Annotated in this window: 2 protein-coding genes and 1 pseudogene; 1 reads left to right on the top strand and 2 read right to left on the bottom strand. The window is 58.8% G+C overall.

Features of this window, described 5'->3' with window-relative positions; translation table 11 throughout:
* On the bottom strand, nucleotides 1-2,224 hold a 2,224-nt coding region (locus tag ABX749_RS26480), incomplete at its 3' end, for an ELWxxDGT repeat protein (protein WP_372898649.1).
* A 458-nt stretch (nucleotides 2,225-2,682) separates the two neighbouring features.
* Here ABX749_RS26480 and ABX749_RS26475 point away from each other — a divergent pair.
* Nucleotides 2,683-2,985, top strand: a complete 303-nt coding sequence (locus ABX749_RS26475) for a hypothetical protein (protein ID WP_372898648.1) — start codon at nucleotides 2,683-2,685, stop codon at nucleotides 2,983-2,985.
* Between the two features lie 127 nt (nucleotides 2,986-3,112).
* Here ABX749_RS26475 and ABX749_RS26470 read toward each other — a convergent pair.
* Nucleotides 3,113-3,460 (bottom strand): annotated as a pseudogene (locus tag ABX749_RS26470) (glycoside hydrolase); the annotation flags it as partial.

Here is a 3,460-nt window from a genome sequence, read left to right as displayed (position 1 = left end):
TTTCGGGGCTATAGGCGCTAAAATAAAGTTGATTGTCGTAGCGGACGAAATCCAGCGGTTGGGATGAGAGAGCAAAGGGCGGATTGCTGGTCGTCTGCAACGTCGGATCGATGTCTTTCAACAACGTCGCTTGACCCGTCGTTGCGTTCAGTGCCCAGGGTTCACGCCCAGAGCCTGGTTCATCGGCGGTAAAGAACAAGGTGTCGCCGCTCGCGATCAAATCACGCGGCGCGTTGGGGCCCGGAACGGGGATGCCGCCGGTTCCGAGCGTTGCAAAGGTGGTTCCAGCCTCGGTGCCATCGCTTTTCCAAAGTCGTGAGGCGGTTCCATCGAAGGCTGAAAAATAGAGCATCCCGTTGAACTCAACCAAGTCACTGACCGAAGCGCCTTGGGGAGCGTTGCCGACAAAGTCCGGATTGATGTCTTTCACGACGCGGGTGCTGAAGGAGTCTCCGTCAGAGACCCATAACTCCTCGCCGAATTCATGCGATTTCGCAACGAAAAACAACTTGGATCCCGCTCGCGTCAAGTGTTTGGGGTCCGATGAAATTGTCTTGTCCGTTTGCACGCCGACCATCTCGGTGCCCGCGGCGGTTCCGTCGGTTCGCCAGACATCATAGCCGCGGAAAAAGTCACTCGCGCCGAAATAGATGTGGCTGCCGAAGGCGGTCAATTCGTGAGCCAGGCTGTGGGCGTTTTGACCGCCGGGGTGAATGTCTTTGACCAGAACCGTGCCTTCGGCTGTGCCGTCGCTCTTCCAGACCTCTCGGCCGTTCGCTCGATCATTGGCGGTGAAGAACAAGGTGTCTCCGAGCGGCGTCAGGCTCTCCGGGTCGGAATCGAGTAAACCCGGAGCGATGTTTTTCACGAGAACTGTTCCCTCGGTTGTCCCATCACTGGTCCACAATTCGACGCCCTCGTCCGAGTCCGCGGCGAAGAAGACGCGATTGCCCATGCGCGTGATCTCCGATGGCCAGGAATCCGCAGCACCGGGGGAAATATCTTTCACCAATTCGCTTGTGCCTTGCCCCGGGATGCCTGTTGCACCGCGCACGTACAATTCTCGACCCGTCGCGACGTCTCCTTTTGCGGAAAAGAACAACTGGTTTTCCGTCGCCACTAATTCGAGCGGCGACGAATTCCGGGGGCGACGGATGTTGACGTTCGCCCCGGTGACATCCGTGAAGGTAATCACCTCCTCTCCCGCGGCCAAATCGCTGGCGACAAACGTGCCTGCAGAGGTCCCGTCGGTCGCCCACAATTCGCGGCCGACGGCGCTGGTGTTGTCTCCGTCACGCATGCCACCGGTGGCAGAAAAGAACAGCAAACCGTCGAACACGACGAGGTCATCAGGGCTGGAAGAGAACGGATAGAAATCCGACGGCATCACCTGGGTTCCATCCGCTTCGAAGAAGACCCAGTTCTGCGAAGCATCGAGTTGGCCCACGATCGGTTTCCCTTGTGCGTTCCGAATCACCGGTTGATTGTCGATAGCGGTCCATTCGACATAAAACGGCGAACCGTCGGCCTTGGTTTCCGGAAAAACGTTGGCAACCAGCGACGCGGCGCCCTGCAGGTTTGTTTTGAACAGCTCGCGGCCAATGTTCGGCGATTGTGCGGTGAAGAAGAGTGTGCCTTGATCGATCGCCGCGGCAAAGGTCAGCCGATCGGGACTCGAACTCGTTTCCCCCGGGGCCAGATCGGAAACCAACACCGTGCCCGCTTCCGTGCCGTCGCTCATCCACAATTCGTAACCGTGTGTCCCGTCGTCGGCAACGAAAAAGAGTTTGTTGCCGGCGGCCGTCAGATGAAACGGATACGATGAATCACCATAGCTGTACGTGACGCCGTCGTATTCGTAGGTCGTCACCGTCGGATTGACGTCGCGGACGCGCACCGTGCCCGCCTCGGTGCCATCGCTCTTCCAAAGTTCCTGCCCGGCATCGTCGGTATAGGCGGTGAAAAAGAGCGTGTCGTTGACGGCCGTCAGATGTTGGATCTCGCCGTCGATCGGGCCCGGTCCGATGTCTTTGACCAGGACTCCCTGGCCCTCTCCGTTGATGACGAACAATTCGTCACCGTGCAGCCCGTCATCGGCGACAAAGAACAGCCGATCACCGACGGCGACAAACTGTTGAGCACCTGATGCCGGGGGTTGTGGGTTGAGATCCCGTAGAAGTGACGTTTCCAACAGCGCCGCAGCCAAGAGGTGCCGCTTTTCCAACGTCTCGATTCGAAGCCTTCTTCGATCCGAATGCCTGTGCCCCCATGTTTGACATTTCATCGCGAATTCTCGTGAAGCAAATTCTTGTCAACGGTCTGGGTGGGGCCATTCTACCATACTGGTGGTGCTGTTGCGGAATTTGATTGGTGCGGTTCGGTTTGCCGGCGTGTGATCGCCATGTGTGTCTGTAACCTTCAGTGTCGAAACGGGTTGCGTCACGGCATTTAAAGAGGAACGGGCATGCGTCACATCACCGCATTGATTTCGCAATATCGATGACGTCAACCGGCCAGTCAGCAACCGGGGGGCGACGGTGTGTCCTGTGCGTCACCCGATCCGCCAGCTTGCTTTCTCGCCAGTGGCAGCGAACAATTGCGGGACAGATTCTCCGGGCGTGTCGCATCGACTGCCGACACGACATCGGATTCCCCTCAAGACAAACGGTTTGGAGAAGACAGATGAAGGCCTTGATTGTCGGTTTGGCGCTGTTGGCGTCGGCGACGTTTGTTTCCAATGCCCAAGCGCAGTACGTGGGGATCGACATCTACACGCCGCGCTACGCCGTCCCGGTCGCTCGTCCCGTGTACGTGCCGCCGGTGGTGTACCCCGCACCGATTGTCGTCCGCAGGCCCGTGGTGGTGCCGGTCGCGCCAGTAGTGGCTCCGCGACCACGTTATCGGTTTTACACGCCGTACGGAGGTTCAGAGGTGAGAGTGCCAGGTCGACCGGTGGCAAACACCTTGCGTGCAATCATTCGCTGATCAGCCGCTACGTTTAATTCCGGCGTGGCACCCACGTCTCGGGCGCGTCGAGCATCAGCGGTTCATGGAACACGGTCAGACCATCGCCCTGTTGTTTAATCCAGGCGTTGACCCCTTTTCCGCTCTGTCAGGGCAGCCGGATGCGAACCGTCGTCCCCTTGCGGTGGAGGGTCGTCGTGACCGTTTCTGCCAGGTCGCCGTCGCGGGCCGTGATCTGGTAGTCACCCAAGAAACCGCGTGTTCGGGCTTGTCCTTGTGCGTCGGTTGTCAGCGACTCGTCGGTCCACCACTGATTGGCGACCAGATCGACAAACACCTTGCCCGCCGGCTTCAGCGTCCAGTCGTCTCGCCACAGCGCGGCGGCGGGTTTCCAGTGCATCTTTTCCCAAAAGCCCCACTGGATGACCGCTTCCATGTTCGGATGGCTGAACGAAGCAATCAGGACGTCGCGGAAATAGTCCGCTTGCAATGCTTC

Source organism: Stieleria sp., assembly GCF_041595215.1.
GTDB classification, from domain to species: domain Bacteria; phylum Planctomycetota; class Planctomycetia; order Pirellulales; family Pirellulaceae; genus Stieleria; species Stieleria magnilauensis.
The sequence above is the reverse complement of the archived record's forward strand: the minus strand, read 5'-3'. Positions and strand labels throughout refer to the sequence as shown.

Coding starts and splice junctions, on each gene's coding strand:
- ABX749_RS26475 (WP_372898648.1), top strand. CDS start 2,683: ATGAAGGCCTTGATTGTCGGTTTGGCGCTGTTGGCGTCGGCGACGTTT.